This window comes from Chryseobacterium sp. CBo1 (assembly GCF_001693475.1).
Taxonomy (GTDB): Bacteria; Bacteroidota; Bacteroidia; order Flavobacteriales; family Weeksellaceae; genus Chryseobacterium; species Chryseobacterium formosense.
The window spans coordinates 96,679-114,956 of record NZ_MAUH01000006.1 but is presented as its reverse complement, the minus strand read 5'-3'; the positions used below and the strand labels follow the sequence as shown (position 1 = coordinate 114,956).

At 33.5% G+C, this 18,278-nt stretch carries 18 protein-coding genes and 1 tRNA gene; 6 read left to right on the top strand and 13 right to left on the bottom strand.

Annotated features, from left to right (window positions below; all coding sequences use genetic code 11):
• Positions 1-21: 21 nt before the first annotated feature.
• The 4 genes from BA768_RS05835 (at position 22) to ligD (ending at position 5,645) form a co-directional block, all read left to right on the top strand.
• Positions 22-2,196 carry a hypothetical protein gene (locus BA768_RS05835; protein ID WP_065720052.1) on the top strand — a complete coding sequence of 725 codons (2,175 nt, stop codon included), beginning with the start codon at positions 22-24 and terminating at the stop codon, positions 2,194-2,196.
• A gap of 109 nt (positions 2,197-2,305) precedes the next feature.
• On the top strand, positions 2,306-3,091 hold the full coding sequence (locus BA768_RS05830) for a Ku protein (RefSeq protein ID WP_065720051.1): 786 nt from the start codon (positions 2,306-2,308) through the stop codon (positions 3,089-3,091).
• Entirely contained in the window at positions 3,091-3,693 is a 603-nt protein-coding gene (locus tag BA768_RS05825) for a DNA polymerase ligase N-terminal domain-containing protein (RefSeq protein WP_065720050.1), read from the top strand. Before BA768_RS05830 ends, BA768_RS05825 begins: the two co-directional genes overlap by 1 nt.
• A 77-nt stretch (positions 3,694-3,770) precedes the next feature.
• Positions 3,771-5,645 (top strand): DNA ligase D, encoded by a 1,875-nt coding sequence (ligD, locus tag BA768_RS05820; RefSeq protein ID WP_065720049.1) that lies wholly within the window; start codon positions 3,771-3,773, stop codon positions 5,643-5,645.
• Positions 5,646-5,676: 31 nt separating this feature from the next.
• On the opposite strand, the gene BA768_RS05815 is transcribed toward ligD, so the two are convergent.
• From BA768_RS05815 to nusB, 5 genes are all read right to left on the bottom strand, one after another.
• A complete protein-coding gene (locus BA768_RS05815; RefSeq protein WP_065720048.1) occupies positions 5,677-7,206 on the bottom strand; it encodes a T9SS type A sorting domain-containing protein in 1,530 nt (509 codons plus the stop codon).
• Between the two features lie 39 nt (positions 7,207-7,245).
• The gene (locus tag BA768_RS05810) at positions 7,246-7,977 is read right to left on the bottom strand and encodes an SDR family NAD(P)-dependent oxidoreductase (RefSeq protein WP_065720047.1); all 732 of its coding nucleotides are present in this window, start codon (positions 7,975-7,977) and stop codon (positions 7,246-7,248) included.
• Positions 7,978-8,219: 242 nt separating this feature from the next.
• A complete protein-coding gene (yajC, locus tag BA768_RS05805) occupies positions 8,220-8,570 on the bottom strand; it encodes a preprotein translocase subunit YajC (RefSeq protein ID WP_034679065.1) in 351 nt (116 codons plus the stop codon).
• An 11-nt stretch (positions 8,571-8,581) separates the two neighbouring features.
• Positions 8,582-9,106, bottom strand: a complete 525-nt coding sequence (locus BA768_RS05800) for a DUF1573 domain-containing protein (protein ID WP_065720046.1) — start codon at positions 9,104-9,106, stop codon at positions 8,582-8,584.
• Positions 9,107-9,123: 17 nt separating this feature from the next.
• Positions 9,124-10,029, bottom strand: a complete 906-nt coding sequence (nusB, locus tag BA768_RS05795; RefSeq protein WP_034679060.1) for a transcription antitermination factor NusB — start codon at positions 10,027-10,029, stop codon at positions 9,124-9,126.
• 90 nt (positions 10,030-10,119) lie between these two features.
• Here nusB and BA768_RS05790 point away from each other — a divergent pair, with 90 nt between their 5' ends.
• A complete protein-coding gene (locus BA768_RS05790; protein WP_065720045.1) occupies positions 10,120-11,781 on the top strand; it encodes an ABC transporter ATP-binding protein in 1,662 nt (553 codons plus the stop codon).
• A gap of 99 nt (positions 11,782-11,880) precedes the next feature.
• The gene (locus tag BA768_RS05785) at positions 11,881-12,216 is read left to right on the top strand and encodes a DUF3276 family protein (RefSeq protein ID WP_034679055.1); all 336 of its coding nucleotides are present in this window, start codon (positions 11,881-11,883) and stop codon (positions 12,214-12,216) included.
• Positions 12,217-12,334: 118 nt separating this feature from the next.
• Here BA768_RS05785 and BA768_RS05780 read toward each other — a convergent pair.
• The 8 genes from BA768_RS05780 to BA768_RS05745 form a co-directional block, all read right to left on the bottom strand.
• Positions 12,335-12,410 (bottom strand) — tRNA-His (locus BA768_RS05780).
• A gap of 35 nt (positions 12,411-12,445) precedes the next feature.
• Positions 12,446-13,165: a bacillithiol biosynthesis deacetylase BshB1 gene (gene bshB1, locus BA768_RS05775; protein WP_065720044.1), complete on the bottom strand. Its 720-nt coding sequence runs from the start codon at positions 13,163-13,165 to the stop codon at positions 12,446-12,448.
• A 148-nt stretch (positions 13,166-13,313) separates the two neighbouring features.
• Positions 13,314-14,960, bottom strand: a complete 1,647-nt coding sequence (locus BA768_RS05770) for a tetratricopeptide repeat protein (RefSeq protein ID WP_065720043.1) — start codon at positions 14,958-14,960, stop codon at positions 13,314-13,316.
• Between the two features lie 99 nt (positions 14,961-15,059).
• Complete coding sequence (locus tag BA768_RS05765; RefSeq protein ID WP_065720042.1) at positions 15,060-15,935, bottom strand: PstS family phosphate ABC transporter substrate-binding protein; 876 nt, start codon at positions 15,933-15,935, stop codon at positions 15,060-15,062.
• Entirely contained in the window at positions 15,928-16,125 is a 198-nt protein-coding gene (locus tag BA768_RS05760) for a C4-dicarboxylate ABC transporter (protein WP_228376805.1), read from the bottom strand. The genes BA768_RS05765 and BA768_RS05760 overlap by 8 nt, the downstream gene beginning before the upstream one ends.
• A gap of 71 nt (positions 16,126-16,196) precedes the next feature.
• Positions 16,197-17,042 carry an energy transducer TonB gene (locus tag BA768_RS05755; RefSeq protein ID WP_034679042.1) on the bottom strand — a complete coding sequence of 282 codons (846 nt, stop codon included), beginning with the start codon at positions 17,040-17,042 and terminating at the stop codon, positions 16,197-16,199.
• Between the two features lie 24 nt (positions 17,043-17,066).
• Positions 17,067-17,636, bottom strand: coding sequence for an ExbD/TolR family protein (locus BA768_RS05750; protein WP_034679041.1), 570 nt, complete (start codon positions 17,634-17,636; stop codon positions 17,067-17,069).
• Between the two features lie 12 nt (positions 17,637-17,648).
• Positions 17,649-18,260, bottom strand: a complete 612-nt coding sequence (locus BA768_RS05745) for an ExbD/TolR family protein (protein ID WP_034679040.1) — start codon at positions 18,258-18,260, stop codon at positions 17,649-17,651.
• Positions 18,261-18,278 lie beyond the last annotated feature (18 nt).

Here is an 18,278-nt window from a genome sequence, read left to right as displayed (position 1 = left end):
TTTTTCTCCGCTTTTTTTATTATGAAAAAACTAATATCACTATTATTTTTACTTTTCATCAATTTGTTTAATTGTCAATATGCAGAAGGACAATACACTGAAAGCGAAATTTATAAATTAAAATTAAGAATTGAGAAAGGTGACAAAAAAGCTCTATATGAACTAGCTCCATATTTTGATAGCTCTAAAAAATTAGCAGAATTTCTTGGTTATCATTATTTAGAAACTCAAGAAAGCTTTTTAGCAAAACGAGCTATCGCAGAAAATACGACTTTTACAAATCAAGAAATGAATGTCGACAGTATTTCCAGTTCGAAACAATTTTTAGATTTTCTAAAGAAAAATGAGAGAAAAATAAAATACTCGCCGAACATACGAGCGTTTTATATTACGACAATTAACCAAAGAAATGAATCTGTTGCATTTAGGGAACTTCCTAATGCAAAGTTCGAGAAATTAGCAAAAAAAATTCCTCAAATTCTACAACAAAATTGGATAAAGACCAATAGAATAGACATTTTAATAAAAGAAAATAAACCAGAAGTTCTCGTGAAAATTTGCGAGAGTTTTTATCGCAAAAGAGATAGATTTGATGCTTATAATCGTAATAAAGAAGATTTTTATGACCTTCTTACATTTTTAATTCATAAAGAGATCGGTTCAATAGGTATGAATCATTCTTTATCTTGGGATACTGATGATTATAATTTTGATAATAATGCAATCCTTAATTTACTTATTTATTTCTCAAAAAATTACAAAAGCTTTGTTTGGGACAGTTCATCCAGTTATTTTATCAATAAGTCTTTAAAATCTCAACAAACAGATGAAATCGCAAATCTTTTTGAAGATCTTTACAACGAAAACGATTCTATTGCCTTAAATACATTTATTAAACTTTCCCAAAGCGATGTCAAAAGAGTGAATGAACTTAGCGCAGAAAAAGAGAGGAATTTTCTTAGTAGAGCAAATTACATATTGCCCACTTTTCCATTTAGATTTCTGAGTCAGTTATCTCAGCTTACATCATATTACAAACAAAATAATATTGATTTTCAAGGAACAAAAGATCTTCATACGCACATTGAAAAATTGAGTGCTGAACTTTCTTTTAGAGAAAGAAGAAAGTATGAAAATTATTTGATAGATTATTTGTCATTACAAGACCTGATTCCACTAGAATATTGGTCATTGATTTATGAAAAAAGACCGGGACTATCTGAGTCTGTTTCGAGAATTTTAGACATTTATTACACAAAAAATTGGAATAAAATTCTCAACGATGAAAACCAGCTGACTTTATATCTAAAAAAATCATTATTATACAGCAGAGTTGGCATTAATGGAAATCTTAATTATTACCTTTTTAAATTTACAGAAAATGGGAATGATGTAATAAAACTTTTAAATAAAATTAAATCCAACGATCCAGATATCACTTTCCAGATAGAAAAAGCAAAGAAAATATGTCTAGAACATTTTGACTATCCAATAGATACAAAAAAAACATTTGATGGCAATTTCAATAGCCAGCAAGTCGATTTAAAAACTGAATCCGAAAGGTTGAGACTTACTGCAAAAGATAATGATGATTTTGAACGTGAAATTTTAAAACTTTTTTCAAAAATTGGTTATTCGCAAATTCCGGAAGCTTTTCAAGTCTTAGAAAATTTGAATTTCAATGAAAAAAATTACAGAAATAAATATTCACTTTTTGAAAGGGATTTTGGATTTTTTATGATTAAAGACTGGAAAGATAAAACAGTAAGAGACGAATTTTTATCCGTATATAAATCACATACCGAAAAGGAACTTTATAGATATTATCTTGATCTTGCAGGAATTGATTATAAAAATCAAAACGGAAATATAGATTACGATAAAGTTTACGAAATTCTGAAATTCAACATTGTAACTCCTTTTACAGGCAGTTCAGAGCTTGAAAATGAAGTTGGCGCGGTAATTAAACTTTTAGAATTAGATCAAAAAACAGCATTAGGATATCCTGATAAACTTTGTAATTCTGCAGGGATGTATATTTGTCCACCTTCAGACAGAGCTTGGGAATGGAGAAAATATTTGAAAGAAAAAAAATTGCTTAAGGAAGAACATTCCAAAATTGTTTCATTTAATTATGGTTATTATGTTGATAAAGTTCTGATGTATAGAAGAATAAACGAAGGACAAAATCAATAATATTATTAAAATCATATCCCAATTCCAAGTAAGTATTAATAACTATCACAATTCAGCAATAATTTCCTCACGGCACAATCATTGTACTTTTCACATAAAATAAAGTGCAATGAAAGCAATTTGGAACGGCGCCATTGGCTTTGGCTTAGTCAATATTCCTGTGAAGATTTATTCTGCGACAGAAACCAGTAAATTGGATTTGGATATGCTTGATAAATCTGATTTTTCGAATATCAAATTCAAACGAGTTAACGAAAAAACAGGCAAAGAAGTAAAATGGGAAAACATTGTGAAAGGTTATCTCATGGATGACAAATATATTGTTTTGGATGAAGATGATTATGCTGCTGCAAGTCCTGAAAAATCAAAAATCCTGTCTATTGATCAATTTGTAAAAGAGGTTGAGGTTGATTCTGTTTATTTTGAAAACCCATATTATCTCGAGCCACAGAAAAACGGTGAAAGTGCATACCGGCTTTTGCTGAATGCTTTGGCTAAAACTAAAATGGTAGGTGTCGGAACCTTCGTACTTCGTGACAGCGAAGCCATTGGTCTGATTCGACCTTACAACGATGATGTTTTAGTTTTAAACCGATTACGATTTGCTCAAGAAATCAGAGATTACAAAGACCTTAAAATTCCAACTAAAAAAGCTCCGAAACCAGCCGAACTGAAAATGGCGGTTAATCTTATAGAACAGCTTTCTCAGGAATTCGATCCTGAAATGTATAAAGACACTTACTCTGAATCTCTGCTTAAAATTATTAAGAAAAAAGCAAAAGGTAAGAGTGTAAAAACCAAAAAGACAGCTCCTGCAAAAGAAGGCAAAGTGATTGATTTAATGGCGCAGTTAAAAGCCAGTTTACAAAGTCCAAAATCTAAAACCGCTTCGTAATGGCTCTGAAAGATTACAACGACAAAAGGAAATTCGATGAAACAAGCGAACCCAAAGGAAAAACAAAAAAGAGCAAGGACCAGCTTATTTTTGTAATTCAAAGGCATGCTGCATCGAGATTGCATTACGATTTTCGTCTTGAAATGGAGGGAGTCTTGAAAAGCTGGGCAGTTCCGAAAGGTCCATCTTTAAATCCCGACGATAAACGTCTCGCCATGATGGTGGAAGATCATCCGTATGATTACAAAGATTTTGAAGGAAATATTCCCGAAGGAAATTATGGAGCCGGACAAGTTGAAGTCTGGGACAGTGGGACATATGAGCCTTTAGATAATACCTCAAAAATTTCAGATGAAAAAGAATTGCTGAAAGAACTAAAAGCCGGTTCTTTAAAATTTATCCTTCATGGTAAAAAACTAAAAGGTGAATTTGCTTTAGTTAAAATGAAAAATGCTGAAAATAATGCCTGGCTTCTCATTAAACACAAAGATAAATTTGCCAAAGATGAATATGATGCAGAAGAGAACACTGCAAAAAATTCTTCAGTAACCAAATTTTTAGAGAAAAAAAAAAGCCTAAAAAGCAGCAAAAAGAAGTCATAAGCTCAGAAACTAAACCCAAATTTCAGCGGTTTAATTCTTTAGTTGACGAAAAGAAATTAAAAAGCTTTATCAAACCGATGCTTGCAAAACCTCACGACAAAGCATTTGATGATGAAGACTGGCTTTTCGAAATAAAATGGGATGGTTACCGTGCCATTGCTGATCTCAGTAAAAAACAGCCATTATTTTATTCACGAAACGGGATTTCCTTTTTATCCAAATTCAGCAAAGTTGCAGAAGATTTCGACAATCAAAAACACAAAATGATTCTCGACGGAGAAATTGTTGCTTATGATGAAAACGGAAAGCCTAGCTTTCAAATGCTACAACAGATTGGTGACAATCCCGACTTAGCTTTAACCTATCAGGTTTTTGATTTGCTTTGGCTGAATGGTCATTCTACTAAAGAACTTCCTTTAATTCAGAGAAAAGAATTGCTGAAAGATGCTCTCGTTGAGACTGACATTATCAAATATTGTGATCACATCACGGAAAAAGGCATCGATTTTTTTAATCAGATGAAAAAAATGGAACTTGAGGGGATGATTGCGAAAAAATCTGACAGTATTTATAGCGAAAATCACCGAAGTTTCGATTGGCTCAAAATAAAATTTACCAATACCGAAGAAGCAATCATCTGTGGGTTTACAGAACCACGCGGTTCAAGAGAAGGTTTCGGAGCATTGATTTTAGGAAAATATATACACGGAAAACTGATTTATGCAGGGCATACAGGAACCGGATTCAATCGTGAATTGATTCTTGACATTCTTGAAAGATTAAAAAAGTTAATCATCAAAACTTCTCCTTTCGAAAATAAACCTAAGACCAATATGCCCGTAACATGGACGAAGCCCGAATTGGTTTGCGAAATAAAATTCTCAGAAATTACCAAAGACGGAATTTTCCGACACCCTGTTTTTGTAACAATACGTGAAGACAAAGAGCCAAAAGAAGTAAAAACTTCGTCAACAGAACTAAAAAATACACCAAAATCGAAACTTATGAAAACGAGCAGTCGTTCAAAAAATTCAGATTCAGACAAAGAAATTACTTTAAACCGTCATAAAGTAAAATTGACAAATCAGGATAAAATTTATTTTCCGAAAGACAACATTACCAAAGGTGATGTGATAGCATATTATCAGTCAGTTGCCGAATATATTTTGCCACACCTTAAAAACCGTCCGCTTTCTTTAAATCGCTTTCCGAATGGGATTGAAGAACAAGGTTTTTATCAAAAAGATGCAGGAGACAGCATTCCGGATTGGGTTAAAACAACACAGGTGTTTTCAGATTCCACCGATAAAAATATCGATTATATCTCCTGCAATGATAAAGCGACATTGGCTTATCTGAATAATTTAGGTTGTATCGACCTCAATCCGTGGAACTCTTCACTTCCCGATTTGGATCATCCCGATTTTTTGGTTTTAGATCTCGATCCTTCGAAAAAAAATACGTTTGATGATGTGATTGAAACGGCTTTGCAAGTAAACGAAGTTTTAAAAACCATTAAAATTGACGGTTATTGTAAAACTTCCGGAAGTACGGGAATTCACGTTTACATTCCGATGGGTGGTAAATATGATTTTGACCAGGTAAAAGATTTTGCCCATATTTTAATGAAACAGGTTTATGAGCGACTACCCAAAATTACCACTTTAGAAAGAAGCCTACAGAAACGTGACGATAAAAAAATCTATCTTGATTATCTTCAAAACCGTACCGGACAAACTTTGGCAAGTGTTTACAGTTTACGACCGAAAGAAGGAGCCTCTGTTTCGATGCCTTTAGAATGGGATGAAGTAAAAAAAGGCTTGAGACCGACTGATTTCAATATTCATAATGCTTTGGAAAGAATTAAGGAGAAAGGAGATTTGTTTAAAGCTGTTTTGGGAAAAGGGATTGATATGATGAAGACGTTGGAATTACTAGGAAGTGCTGAATGAAAAAAGCGAGAAAAATTCCCGCTTCTTAATTTTATTTCTTTATAAATTTATTTGTTATTTCATCAATTTTCAAGAAGTATATTCCTTTTTGTAAGTTTCTTACATCTATTTTGTTATTTTCAATTTCATTTGTTAATATTAAACGTCCATTTAGGTCAATTATTTCTGCTTTTGAAGAATTACTTTTCAGATTTTCAACATTAATAAAGTCCTCTACGGGATTAGGATAAATTTTAAAATTTTCTTTATTTATTTTGTCAACTGCCAAAACATTATTATTTAATATCTTAGTAACAATTCCCTTATTAGGATTCTGATGATATCCGAAAGTCATAATTTTATTATCATTTGTAATAAGTGCAGATCTTATGTATTCAGAATAATTTAATTCTACATCGATAACCCCATTATTCCCAAAGGTCTGATCTACTGATCCATTAGGCTTAAATTTCTTTAAAAATTGATTGTAATTTATCGGAGAGGCAGTTGGGCTAACATTACAAGCTAAAATAATATTATCATTTTGGTCTAATAATAATTGAGGGAAAAGAATATTGTTATCGATTAAATAATTATTGTTATTATAATAATGTTCATTTACTATTCCGGCATTTCCAAAAGTGGTATCTAATTCTCCATTTTGATTTAGTTTAAACAAAGTAATAAGTGTTGGATCCGTTGCACTAGAAGAATAACCATACAAATATACTCTGTCATTCTTTGTTGCTGCGTTAACGAAATAGGTTTGATATCCGGATAAGGGTGTAAATTGTATGGCTGCATTATTATAAGTACTGTCTGCTAATCCATTTTCAGAATATCTTTTTTTTATAAAATCATTTTGTTTTTGTCCTACAATGACAAATTTATTATCACTCTGTATCAATAAGTTTCCATCTTTACCCTCTTCTAAAACAACTCCATTATTTCCAAAACCCGTATCAAAAGAACCATTCTCATTTAAACGAACAACTCCGATCCTATTTTCTTGGTTTTCTAAAGCAAAAAAACAAATCAAAAGTTTATTAGAATTGGTTAAGACAATATTCCTTATATAAAAAGCAGTTATATTTCTACTATCAAAAAATGAATTAATAACACTTGCATCAATACTTCCATTAGCTCCAAAAGTTGCATCATAAGATCCATTTTCATTTAAACGTATTATTTTTTTGAATGACAAATCACAGAGAAATATTTTTTGATCCGACCGGATAAGCATTTTTGCAAATTGCATGTTAGGAATTGATGGATAGAGATTATTGGGCGGCATTGTTAATGTACTAAATGTATTGTCGATGGTGCCGTCACTATTTAACCTCTGTACAACATTCGTTCTAAAATACGGATAAGGATTGTTAGGACTTGTGTAGCTACCACTTACAATAATCTTTTCTTGGGATGTCATCGCACCAGCGTCATAAGTAAACCCATAAGTGTTATTCGGTGTGTAGGTCATTACACCATTAGCACCAAAAGTCTGATCTAAAAATTGATTTTGAGCTTTTGCGTTTAGAGTAATACAAAAAACTACTAAAAGAAATAAAAATCTTTTTATCATGGTTATTAAATTTAATCACAAATATAGTTTTAATTTTTTTTACGGCAGTTTCGCCACCAAACTCTCCGGCAACATTTTTAAAATCAAATAAATTATTTTCCATTTAAAATTGGGAACTATGGTAAAAGAATTCCTGGCGTTTACAATGAATTTTGCTACATAATCCGGCTCCATCATTAAAGATTCATTCAACTGTAAACCTTCATTAATTTTTGTTCGAATATAACCAATGACCAACGCGTTGACTTTTATATTTCTTGAAGCTAATTCCTGTCTCAAACCGGCCAAGTAAGTTGTAAAAGCCGCTTTTGTACTTCCATAAACGAAATTACTTTTCCGTCCACGAACTCCCGAAAGAGAAGATAATCCGATAATCCTTTCTAAATTTTTGTTGTTTTGATCCGTTGCAATAATATTGAGTATAGAAACTGCTCCCATATAATTGACCAACATCATTTGTTGAGCTCCTTTGAAGTCTCGCAAAGCTTTTTCATTATCCACTAAAAAACCTGCAGCATAAACAACAATATGAGGTTTTATGGGAAGTTCATCATAAAATTTTTGGTGAGAATCAAAATTAACAGAATCAAAACTTAAAATCGTAACTTTTGATTGAAGATTACTTTGCTGAACAAATTCTTCCAGAGATTGTATATTTCTGGAAGCTGCAATAACAGAAAAACCTTTTTCGATGTATTGTTTGATACATTGTTTCGCAACGTCAGAATTTGCACCGAGAATGAGAACGTTTTTGTTTGTGTTTTGATTCATGGGGCAAAGATATTTTTTTAATTTCTTAAACGCTAATTTCACGAATATTTTCACAAATAACACGAACGTTTTGTTATTTCGATGAAGGAAAAATCTATTATATATCATCGAGCTTTTTATTAGAAAAGATTCTTCACTCCACTACGTTTCGTTCTGAATGACAGTTTACCTAACCATTAAAAAGAATCGGCGCGGTGAGCTTTGCTCACCGCGCCGAAACACAATATTATCAAAACTAAAAATTATTTCTTTTCAGTTTCTGTAGTTTCTTTTTTATCAGCTGTAGCTTTGTCACCAAATCTGGTTGCTGTAAATTCTCTTGAGATGGCTGCTTTTTCAAATTTCAGTTTTCCTGAAAGTGTTTCAATAACCACTCCGTCTTCCTGAATCTGAGCAATTCTTCCGTGAAGACCTGAAGTAAGCACTACTCTGCTTCCCACTTTAAGATCTTCCTGAAATTTTTTCTCTTGTTTCTGCTTTCTCATCTGCGGTCTGATCATCAGAAAATAAAATCCGACGATCATTACTCCCATCATCATGAGCATGGTGGTAGAGTTTCCCTGTGCAGGTGCTTGTAAAAATAATGTCAACATAAATATTTTAATTATGGTTGAATATTGGCGTTGAATGTCAATTTTACCGGAGCGTTTTCTACATTAGCGAAAACATCTGCATATTTTTGTACACTTCCGTCAAAGTTTGTGGAATCAAAGCTCAAAGTAATTTTCCCTTTTTTACCCGGCATAATCGGATCTTTTGTAAAATCAGGAGCAGTACATCCGCACCCAGGCTTTACTTCAGAGATAATTAATGGGTTTGTACCTGTATTGGTCACTTCGTAAACGTGGTTTACTTTTGCTCCTTTTTTAATATTTCCAAAATCGAAATTGCTTTCAGATAATGCAATGGTTGTTGTAGGCTGATTAGATTTTACTGGTGTTGCAACTTCAGTTCCTGTAACAGCTGTAGCCGGAGCTGCAGGTGTTGTCATAGAGTCAGCAGAAGGGGCATTTGTAGAATCTACTCCGGTTACCTGTGAAGTTTCTGATGATTTATTTTCTTCTTTTTTACAAGAAACCAATCCGAATCCGATAACAGACAAAGCAATTATTGATAATGTCTTTTTCATATTAAATTAATTTTAATTTATATTCTATTTAAATCTTTACAGTATTTATCTAAAATCCCGTTGATGAATATATTTGATCGGTCGGTTGCAAATACTTTTGCGATCTCAATATATTCGTTAATAACAACTCTTGAAGGTGTAAAAGGAAAATTATCAAGTTCAGAAATGGCAGTCGTTAAAATCACTTTATCCATCAATGCAACTCTCTCCAAATCCCAGTTTTCAAGACGCTCAGAAAGTTTCTTCTCGTTGGCTTCCCAATTATTCAGCGTGTCTCTTAGCAGCTTGCTTGCGAAAGTTTTATCCTCTTCATCTTTAATCATTTTAATTAAAGTACGGCTTTCTTCATCTTCTTTCAAAAAACCAATTGTTTTCTGAACCATTGAATTGGCAATGTGAATATCATCTGCCCAGGTAAGCTCTCTGTCACTTATGTAGTCATGAAAATCGTCATTTTCAGCAATATATCTTAAAAATAATTTTCCGATAAATTTCTGATCTTCTTCAAAAGAATACCCTTCCTCTTTCATAAAATCCTGATAACGTTTTCCTGCAGTCATTCTCTGGAAAGTTTTTACCAGCATATCATCATGCAAATCCCACTTCAAATCTTTATGCTGACCAGAGAAGAATAATCTTTCAGGGTTTTCTTCAAGCTTTTTTAAAACCTGATTATTAATAAATTTTTGATTGGGGTTGACGTCAGAATCAGTCTTGAAGTATTTATTCTTACCAATTTCCATCTGATTTTCTGCAAGATCTTTCAGACCTACCAAAAAATTCAGCTGATAAATATAGAGATTGTAAATTTTCTCTATTCCTGTAAACATGTTCTTTTCCAAAACATCAATTTTTACAGGATTTTGGTAGTACGAATACACACTTTCTACTACTTTTTCACGGATTTGTCTTCTTCCTAACATTCAAAGAGCTTTTTATGGGTGCAAAGATATGAAATTTAAAATTTATGAAATTCTCAGTCTCCTTCAATTTTTGTAATTTTGTGAAAGTTTATGAAAGCACTGAAAACTCTGAACCCTTACTTTTGGAAGCACAAAATATTATTGTTTTGGGGGTTACTATTCATCATCGCCAGTAATTTTTTCAACATTTATAAAGTACAGTTTGTCGGAAAATCAGTTGACGAGCTTACGAAACATGGCAATTTAGGCTTCAACAGACAGGTTCTGATTTACGTTGCTATTATTGTCGGCTGTTCGCTTCTTACAGGATTTTTCACATTTATGATGCGACAAACGATCATAGTTGCTTCAAGAAGAATTGAATACGAACTGAAAAACAAAATCTACAGACATTATCAGGATTTATCTTTAACGGATTACAAACAGACAACGATCGGAGATTTGATGAACCGATTGAGTGAAGATATCGTTGCGGTAAGAATGTATTTGGGACCGGGCGTGATGTATGTTGTCAACTTGGTGGTTTTACTTTTAATCACAAGTGTTTACATGCTCAAAACGGACGTTTCGATGACTTTATGGACCTTGTTACCGCTTCCTATTTTATCATATATCATTTTTAAAGTAAGCTCGATCATCAATAAAAAATCGAAAGTGATGCAAAAAAGCCAGTCTGCGATTTCAACTTTTGTACAAGACAGTTTTTCGGGCATCAGAGTGGTAAAATATTTTGCGAAAGAAAAATACATTCAGAAGAATTACGGAATCAAAGTCAGCGATTATCAGGACAAAGCTTTAGATTTAGCAAAAACGGAAGCATATTTCTTTACTATTATTTTATTTGTAATCGGCTTATTGAATGTTGCTGTGATTTTAATCGGTGGCGAAAAATATATTGCCGGAGAACTTACAGTAGGCAAAATTGCTGATTTCTTCATGTACATCAATATTTTGATATGGCCATTCTCAATGGTGGGTTGGGTAACTTCGATCAACCAGAGAGCAGAAGCTTCGATGCATAGAATCAACGAATTTTTAGAAAAGCAATCAGAAATTTATAACAAGAATTTTGAAAACTATCCTATCAAAGGTGATATTGAATTCAGAAATGTTTCCTATGTTTATCCGAATACCGGAATTAAAGCTTTGAGTAATTTAAGTTTTAAAATAGAAGCCGGAAAATCTTTAGCCATCATGGGAAAAACCGGAAGTGGAAAATCTACCATCGCCTTACTTCTTTGCAGACTGATTGACCCAACTGAAGGAGAAATTTTAATCGACGGAAAAAATCTGAAGGAACATAACTTAGAGAATTACAGAAATTTTATTGGATATATTCCGCAGGAAAGTTATCTTTTTTCTGATTCTATCGAACATAATATCGGTTTCTCCATAGACAATCCTTCTCACGAAAAAGTAGTGGAATATTCTAAAATCGCTGATGTTCACAAAAACATTATTGAGTTTAAAGATCAATACAAAACCATGGTCGGTGAACGCGGAGTGATGCTTTCGGGAGGTCAGAAACAGAGAATCTGTATTGCAAGAGCCTTAATTAAAGATCCGAATATCATTATTTTTGATGATTCTCTTTCCGCTTTAGACACAGAAACAGAACAAAACATCCTCGAAAACATTGATTCAAAAATTCATAACGCAACTTCCATAATCATCACTCACAGAGAGTCTAGCGCTCAAAGAGCCGATAAAATCCTTAATCTTAGCGAAATTACCAATTCTGCAACGGCATAGTCAAAAAATTTTGAATTGTTAAATAAATCATAAAAAAAATTTTGTGGTTGGAAGAAAAATTTTATATTTGTTCTTAACAAGATTAAAAAATATCTAATAATGAGTGAATACAAGGAACGCCATGAAAATGAAATTTTCACCAAGGTGTTAAAAGCGGGGAGAAGAACTTATTTCTTTGATGTGCGCGAGACGAAAGCGGGAGATTATTATCTTACAATTACCGAAAGCAAAAAGAATTTCGGAGAGAATGGGGAGGCGACATTCGAGAAGCACAAAATCTATCTTTACAAAGAGGATTTCAAAAGTTTTCAGGAGATGTTTAATGAATCTACAGATTTCATCATTAATGAAAAGGGTGAGGATGTCATTTCAGAAAAACATGATAAAGACTTCAAAAGCAAAAGTTATACAATCGATTCTGACGATGAAGTTTAACTAAAAAGAATATCTAAAAACACAAGCATCTGGAAAAAGGTGCTTTTTTTATGCCTGAATTTCAAAATACTCATTGGATATAAAATAAAAAAAGTACACTATAAAAGTGTACTTTTTTGGGTGAATGAGGGGTCTCGAACCCCCGACCTTCGGAACCACAATCCGACGCTCTAACCAACTGAGCTACAATCACCGTTTTGTGAGTGCAAATATAGGAATAATTTTTAAGCTACAAAATAATTCCGTCAAAATTTTTCAAAGCAATCAATTTTTCTGTTGTAAAGCCTTCTGCGTACGTTACTCCGGACAATCTGCCCAAGTCCTGAGCACGATAAGTAAGACTTTCATAAAAGTCTTTTGATGTTATTGGTGTCTCCGGTTCCTTAGAAGTTGGGTCATAGAATTGAGTCTTGAATGCCATACAAGCTTCTATCTTTTTATCAAGATGGTCAGAAATATCAATTACGAATTCAGGTTCTATATTTTTCCACTGAATATAATGAAAAATATGTTTCGGCCTCCAAACTTCCTGGTTTTCTCTATCTAAAACAGTCTCTATTTTTCTTAAGCCAGCTAAAAAGCACGCATCAGATACTAATTTCGCTCCTTTTGCATGATCTGGATGTCTATCACCAATTGCATTGGCTAAGACAATTTCCGGACGGTATTTGCGAACCATTTTTACAATCTCCATCTGATATTCTTCCGAGTTAACCAAAAAACCATCTTTTAATCCTAAATTTTCTCTTGCTGAAACACCTAAAATTTTTGCCGCTTCGGTAGCTTCCTTTTTTCTGGTAAGATCAGTACCTCTGGTTCCGAGCTCACCTCTGGTAAGATCTACAATTGCACAGGTTTTTCCTTCTGAAATTAATTTAGCAATAGTTCCGCCACATCCAAGTTCAACATCATCAGGATGCGCTCCAAAAGCAAGTATATCTACTTTCATTTATTCATATTTATTTTAATCGAAATACCAATCAAGTACTTTAGAATCGGTAATAAAAAGTATTTCATTTTCAAAGGTAAGCTTTAAAATAAAAACTTCCCAAGCCTTACGAATGGGAAGTTTTAATATCTATAATTTAAATTTTAAATTACTTGTTAATCTCTGCACTTAGTTTTACAGCGTCCTGATAAGAAGGATCAAGTTGCAATGATTTAGCAACATAATCTTTTGCTTTTGCCAAATCTTTATCTTTTTCAAGATATGCAACCGCAAAGTATGCATAAGCAAGGGTCTGTTTATTAGCTTCTACTTCTGCCGGCTTTACCGTAGAAATAAATTTCTCGTAAGAAATTTTAGCCGCATCATTATTCCCGGCTTGCTGGTATGCATAACCTTGGCTATAATAAGCAGGTGCCCAATCAGGAAGAAGTGCGCTCATTTTACCCCATGTAAGGATTGCGCCATTCCAGTTTTTAGCATCCTGATAAGCATTTGCCAACTTGTAAAGCGCATCAGAATCCTGTGCGTTTGCAGCTACTTGCTTCTTAGCAGCTTCAATTTCAGGAGTAGTTGGCCCTGCATCTACTGAAGCTTGTGAAGCTCCTCCTCCATTGATTTTAGCCAACTCCATGTCCCACTTCAAAGTCTCATCTTTTGCTGCTTTAGCCAAAGCCACTTTCTGTTGAGATTCTGCCTGTAAAGCTGACTTTTTAGCAGCGTCCGTTTCAGTTTTTGCTAAACCTGCTGCAATCAATCCCATCAATCCCTGATCAGCCGGTTGAACTCTAGATTTTTCAGCTTTTGATACGAAAGAATCCATGTTTTGTTTAGCTTCAGCATATTGTCCGTCTGCATAATTTACATAAGCTCTTAATTTAAATTTGATCGGATCATCAATCTTGTCAAAAATCTTATCTAAAATTGCTTTTGAATTTGCATAATCTTCATTAGTGAAATACAATTTTGCAATCTCTAACTGCGTATATGGATCTTCATCAGCATATTTTGTATAGTTGATCAAATCCTGAGTTGCTTTTGCATTTTCCTGATATTTGATATCATAGGCTGCTAAAGCTTTATATGCAGGAGCATAAGTTGCATCGGTAGCAATTGCTTTATCAATACTTGTTTTAGCTTGTTGCCATTGTTGAGCAGCCATCCATAAAGTTCCTATTCTCGTGTGAACAGAAGCTTTATTTTTAGCTAAAGGCAAAGCCTTATCATAAGCCGTCATTGCATCACCAGGAATTCTCTTTAATCTGTAAGCATCTCCTAAAGTATAGTAATAATATGCAGGAACGTCTTTCTTAGCTCTTTCTACAGCTTTATTTAAATATTGAATTGCTAAATCAGGCGAGTTATTTTTCTCAAATAAAGTTAATGCTTCAGCAGCTCTGTACAGAACTTCTGCATCTTTTTCTCTTGAATCTGTAACAATCTTCTGAATTTCAGCAATCGCAGATTTATCACCTTTTCCAAGTTTTACAGCCGCTAAACCAATTTGATTTAAATAACTTTTTTTATCAGCAGCTAAACCTTTGTTAAAATTTTCTGAAGCCTGAGCAAAATCTGGCTCACCTTGTCTCAAAAATGTATTCCCTAGGTAGAAATAATTTTCTGCTGTAGGCTCTTTTGCAATCATTGAAGAGAAGTTGGTCTTAGCAGCAGCAAATTTATCACTGTCTATGCTGTTAATACCATCCTGCAACGTCTGAGCAAAAGCAAAATTGGTAAAAAATACCACTGATGCACCTAAAGCAATCTTCTTTACATTCATAATCATTATATCTTTCATTATTATTTTAAAACTTGTATTAAAAAACGAATTACAATTACACAATTTTCAGACCAAAATAATGCATTTAAATTGTATAAAAGGTAATATTAAGATTTTTTAACGCATTTGAACTTCGCGTCTGTAGATGTTATATGGCTGAAGCCCCTCTTTTTCGACAATCATCTGACCCAGCTGTGTACAAGAATATCGAATGAACCCATTAGCAATGTTAAAATTTCCTTCATTTGTTAAGAAATAAAGAACTCTTGTAAAAGGATATTTCATTTCTCTCAATCCATCAGTATTCGGATAATATGATTTTTCATTGGTGGTGACTGGAAGGATTTTAATCATTTCTCTTAACTTTTCCATTTCTTTATCGTAAGGACGGCTAATTGTATTCAAGCCGATAACGCCAATTTTATTGGGATATTTGTTTAATTCTTCAATAACATTTATACTTCCCGGAATAATAGAAAATTTAAGATCACGAGGTTCTTTCTTAAGTTTTTGAGCTACAAAGTTCAGATTACTGGAATTGGTTCCGTCAAAAACAAAATTCTTATCATCAGACTGCAATCCTGCTGTTATTTCTTCCATTGTAATGCTCGTCTTTACTGAATTTTTCGGAACAAAAAATACCACTGCGTCAGCTGCAAATTTAGCAGGCAGGTATTTTAAATCAACTTGTTTTTCGTAAAGTTTAATTTCTTCAGGAGACAATTCTTTAGACATCACCGCGATTCTCGCTTTATCATTAAGCAAATCTATAAAGCCTAAATCTTCCTTCTTTGCCACAACTTTTATTTTAGTATCAGGATAGCTTATCATATAACCTTCTGCCAAAGCTTCTGTTACACTTTTAAATGACTCATCCGTTAAAATTGTCATTTCTCCTTTATGATAAGATGGCGATTTTTCTTCTTTTTTTGAGCAAGCAACAGCTAATATCAAGAATAGAAATAGTACCAATACTGGTTTTAGTTTATTCATTGTCTCCTTTGTTTTTAATTTTTGAAACTGCTCTCCATATTCTGAAAAAACCATAAAGCATAACAAGCCCACCCAACGGATAAGCAACAGTAGGTTCCAAAACGGTAAAAAAGAATTTGTAAACAATAATTACAATTCCGAGAATAATATAGAATAATCCTGTGACTAAGGATAACCAATTGAACATCATACAACAAAAATATTAAAAAAAATAAAAAAGAGAAGCATAAGCCTCTCTTTTTTAATTATTATTAAAATAAATTAACCTTCGAAATTCATTGTTAAAGGTAGTCTGAAACGCAAACGTACAGGCTGGCCATTGATTTTCCCTGGTGTCCATTTATTTTTAATTGATTTTACAGTTCTAACAGCTTCTGCATTAAAATCAGAATTTTTGCCATTAGCTTTTACGTCTGTAATAGATCCATCTCTTTCAACAACGAAAGTAATTTCAGTTTTTACAGTCCCTTCATCGCCACTCATTGCAGAACCATCAAAATTATTAGAAATTTTAGTTCTGAATGCGTTAATTCCGCCAGGGAATTCCGCATTTTGTTCAACTTCATTGTAGATCTGAGTATCACTTACCTGAGGCTTAACTTCGGCTGTTGAAGCCTTAGTACCTGTTGATGGTGGTGGCGGTGGTGGCGTATAAGCCGGAGCTTTAACACCTTCCTGATTCTGCAAACCAGTAGTTGTTTCTAATTGCTTAGAAATCGGCGGCGGTGGAGTCTCAATTTTCGGAGCTTTCACTGGTTCCGGAACTACGTTCTGAATAACTTCTATTTTCTCTTCCTCTTTTGGAGGTGGTGGTGGTGGTGGTGGTTCTTCTTCTTTTGGCTCTTCAATAATTTTATCTTCCTGCAATACATCTTTCAAATCCAACTGAACTTCCTGCTTTTCAGGAGCATTCATGTTTTTAATTGTAAGATAGATAAACGGAGATAAAGCAGCCACCAAGAATAGAGATGTTCCAATGATAAAAGACTTTGTCAGTAATCTAGGATACTGATGTCTGATATCATATGCACCATATTCTTTATTTCTATTTTCAAATACAATCTCGTCTAAAGTAAGATTCTGACTGTACACATTTTCATCTGCCATTGTAATTCAATATTAATGGTTAAATTACTTTGTTGCAGGAGCAGCACCAGCTGGATTTCCTACTTTCTTGTCATAGATTGCTTTTTCCCAAGGCTTCAGATCGGTAACACCGTACTGCTCACTTTTGGTAATAGCCATTTCGTCAAGAATATCTACAAAGTTCTTATACACTGCATCGTCAGTCGGTTTGATAATTACTGTAAACTTAGTTTTATCTGCCGCATTAGCTTTTGCTTGCTCGATTACTTTTCTGATTCCTTCTCTGTCAAAATTAGTTTCGTTCAGATTTTGGTCAGTCAGAGAAGTATTATCTTGCTGATGCCAAAAAATTCTGTTATCTTTTCCTAATAATAGAGAAATTGAATTTGAAAGTTTAATTTCTGTTGGAGGTGGTTTTGGAGTATTTTCTTTCGGTTTAGCCGGAAGACCCAAATCCATAACATTCGGTTTAGAGAATGTGGTTGTGAACATAAAGAAGGTAATCAATAGAAAACCCAAGTCCACCATCGGAGTCATATCAACTCTGGTACTCTGTTTCTTGGAACGTACCTTGCCGCCTTTGGCGCCTTTTTCCTGTACTTGTACTTCTGCCATTTCTAATCGATATTATTCGTTAGGTTTACCTTCTTGTGACGTAATCAACCAAAATTTAAGAAAATCAATATCTCTTAAACCCTCAAATAAACTTTTAACTTTAGGGTACTCCGTAGTAACGTCACCTTTGATTGCTAATTTGTAATCAGGATTAACGCTAAGACTCTGCTCTACCCAGTCAACTAATTGTTTATTAGTACTATCCATAGGAATCCCTGTAGGACTCTTATAATTCTTTCGCTCATCTTCTGACAGGTTAAGAAAGCTCTTTAGCTGTGCCATAGGAACACCAACTGCCTGAACTCTCTGGAATGCTGCAATTTCGTTTGGAGAAAAAGCAGGAAGATTATACTTCTCACCCATTTTTTTAAGAAGATCTACTCTTTCTGAAGCATTGTCTACTGGCTGAAAATAAAATTTTCCGTCCGGCGTAGCATTAATAGTCATTAAACTTGCATCAGGGAGTAATTTTTCTGATATTGAAGATGGCGGTTTGATCTGCTCCACATCAGGTTTTTTGAACTGTGTGGTCAAGATAAAGAACGTAAGTAATAGGAATGCAACGTCACACATTGCCGTCATATCCGTAATTACTCCGTGTCTTTTTGGTTTGACTCTCGCCATTATTTTATAATTTTTTAA